We start from the raw sequence: 2,983 nt of genomic DNA on the forward strand, positions 1-2,983 counted from the left end.
GCCGGGCCACCCGGCGCCGCGGCCGGGCCGGCCGGGGGCGTGCGGATCTGCCCGGCGGTCGAGAGCGCCGCGTCCAGGAGCTGCGCGTCGCCCGCGGCGAGCGCCGTGCGGTCGATGGCGCGCAGGGCCTCCAGCCCCTCCTCGAAGCGGCCCTCGGCGACGATCAGAGCCGCCGCCCGGTACAGGCGGGCCTGCGCGGCGGGGCCGGAATCCGGCGCCGCGAGCCCCGCCGCGCGCTCGGCCGCGAAGATTGCGGTCTCCCGCCGGCCCTGGTCGAGGCCCGCGCGGGCGACGAGGAGGTAGAGGTCGCGCCGCCCCTCCGGCTCGATCTCCGCGAGCATGCGCTCGAGCCCCGCCGCGCGGGCCCGGTCGCTGGCGAAGTCGAGCCGGGTCAGCGCGGTGGCGAAGCGCTGGCGGAAGGTGCCGGCGTAGACCGAGCGGCGGAACCGGCGCAGGTACTGGATCGACAGGGCCTCGAAGCGCCCGGCGTCGCCGCCCTGCGCGTGCACGAAGATCTCCCGCCGCAGGGCGCCCTCCTCCACGAGCGTGCCGGGCGCGAGGAGGCGGGCGAGGCCGAGGAGCTCGATCGCCCGGCGCGGCGCCTCCCGCACCGCGAGGGCCGCCTGCGTCAGGGCGAGCTGGCCGGCGAGGCCCGGGCCCGCCCGGCGCGGGTCGTAGCGGCCGAGCAGCGTGCGGGCCTCCTTCTCGCGGCCCTCCAGGTAGGCGAGCGCCCCCAGCACCAGGGGCATGTCGGCCTCGCCGAGCCGGCCCGCATCGAGCATCCACCGCAGCACCGGCGGACCGCCGCCGCCGAGCGCGAAGGTCACGGCCGCCCGGACGTTCTCGCTCCCGCTCCAGGCCTGGGGATCGAGGTCGAGCAGGCGCTGCTCGATGTGGCCGAGGAGCTGGCGCTGGGCGAGGTGGGCCTGCGTCGAGCCCCGGGCGATGCGGTCCTGCAGGAGCTGGAGCGTCCGCACGAGCTCCACGGGCAGCCCGCGGGCCGCCACCGGCAGGGGCTCGACGGGCGCCGCCCCGGGGGCGCCGTGCCCGGGGGCCTCCGGGCCGGCGGCCGCGGGGGTGAGCAGGGGTCCGGCCCCGGGGCCGGCCTCGGGGCCGCCCGCCCGGGCGGGGCCGGCCGCGAGGCCGAGGGCGAGCAGCGCCCCGGCCCATCCGGCGCGCCGGCTCATTCGGGCCGCCCCCGCAGCAGGATCTCGATGCGGCGGTTCTCGGCCGCCTTCGGGTCGGCGGGGTTGCGCGGCTGGCGGTCGGCGTGGCCCTCGATGCGCTCGATACGCCCCTCGTCGAGGCCGCCGCGCACGAGCATGTAGGACGCCATCTGCGCCCGGGCGGAGGAGAGGCGCCAGTTGTCGTAGGTCTCGGAGCGGAACGGCCGCCCGTCGGTGTGGCCGCGCACGACGATGCGGCCGGGCCGGGCGCCCAGCACCTTGGCGATGCGCTCGAGCGCGCGCACCACCTTCGGCGTCGGCTCCGCCGAGCCGATGCCGAACATGCTGAAATCGATCTCGTCGGTGATGCTGATCAGGATGCCCTCGCGGGTGCGCCGCACCTCGACCCGGGGCGCCGGGGCGCCGGCGGAGGCCTGCACCGCCCTGGCGACGGCGGCCTTCACCTCGGCGGCCGCCGCGGTCTCGGCCGCCTTCGCGTCCCGGTCCCCGGCCTCCCGGTCCGCGGCTTCCCGGAGGGGGGCCTCCGGGCCCGGGTCCGGCGCGGCCGGGGACCGGGAGGCCGCCTCCCTGACGGCCGCCTCCCGGGGCGCCGCGGCCTGCCCCCGCGGGGCCTCCGGAGGGGCGAGCGGCAGCGCCTCGGCCGAGGCGAGGCGGGCCCGGGTCTCCCGGGGGGCCTCGCCCGCGCGGGTCCGGTCCCTGGGGCGGGGGGCCTGCACCGCCTGCCCGCGGGCGTCGAGCCGGCCGTCCGCCGGCGCCGCCGCGGCGGTGTCGAGGGCGCCGGGCCGGTCGGTGCGGTGGCGCGGCAGGGGCTCGACCTGCCAGTAGAGCGGGTCGAAGGGGTCGCGCGCGGCCTCGCCGCCGCTGACGCCCGGCTCGCCGGATTCGAGGGCGGAGGCGTCGCCGCTCGCGCCCTCGCCCCGCTCGGCCTCGGAGGCGAGGCGGGCCAGCACCGCGTAGGGGTCCTGGAACAGGGCGGATTCCCGGGCGCGGCTGCCCGGCGCGCCGGGCTCCCTGCCGGCCGGGCCGTCCGCCTTGCCCTCCCCGCCGCGGCCCTCGGCCCCGCCCTCGGCGCCGGCCTCCGCGGGGGCGTCCCGGGGGTCGCGCAGGCCCTTGCGGTCGTTCGTGACCTCGGCGAGCTTCACGGGGTTGAAGTACTCGGCGATGCTCTGCTTCTGCGCCTTGCTGGTGGAGTTGATCAGCCACATCACCAGGAACAGCGCCATCATGGCGGTCATGAAGTCGGCGAGGGCGATCTTCCAGGCGCCGCCGTGATGGCCCTCCTCCTGGTCGCCGCGGCGCCGGATGATGATGATGTCCTGGTGCGCGGGGTCGGCCATCTCACGCCTCCGCGACCGCGACCGCGGCCGCGAGGCGGCCCGTCCAGGCGGCGAGCTGCGTCTCGACCACGGTGTCGTCCGCGCTGACGCGGACCTCCGGCGCCTCGGCGGGGGTGAAGGCGACGGCGGCGCCCTGCGGCCCCAGCCGCGCCGCGAGGGCGCCGAGCAGGTCCTCGGGGCCGCTCACCCGGATGGCGGCGTGCCGCGGGTCGGCGAGCAGGCGCGACAGGGCGGCGGCGAGCTCGGCCAGCGCCCGCGCCCGCAGGGCGTCCGCGAGGACCGGCACGAGGAGGCGGGCGAGCCGCGCGGCGAGATCCGCCTCGAGGGACCGCAGGGCGGCCGCGAAGCCCGCCGCGAGGCTCTCGGCCTCGGTCTCGCTCCAGCGCCGGCGCGCCTCGGCGAGGCGGGCCGCGAAGGCGGCCTCCTCGCCGGCCCGCGCGGCCTGCGCCTCGGCGCGTC

The 2,983-nt window shown here is 79.8% G+C and carries 3 protein-coding genes; all 3 read right to left on the bottom strand.

The annotated features are described in order from the left end of the window. A partial coding sequence (locus DT057_RS34440; protein WP_128566492.1) for a chemotaxis protein MotC occupies positions 1–1,187 on the bottom strand: 1,187 nt, incomplete at its 3' end. Then, positions 1,184–2,524 (bottom strand): MotB family protein, encoded by a 1,341-nt coding sequence (locus tag DT057_RS34445; protein ID WP_128566493.1) that lies wholly within the window; start codon positions 2,522–2,524, stop codon positions 1,184–1,186. The genes DT057_RS34440 and DT057_RS34445, both read right to left, overlap by 4 nt. A gap of 1 nt (position 2,525) precedes the next feature. Then, a partial coding sequence (locus tag DT057_RS35830) for a hypothetical protein (protein WP_162501608.1) occupies positions 2,526–2,983 on the bottom strand: 458 nt, incomplete at its 5' end.

Origin of the sequence: Methylobacterium crusticola (genome assembly GCF_003574465.1) — a bacterium.
GTDB classification, from domain to species: domain Bacteria; phylum Pseudomonadota; class Alphaproteobacteria; order Rhizobiales; family Beijerinckiaceae; genus Methylobacterium; species Methylobacterium crusticola.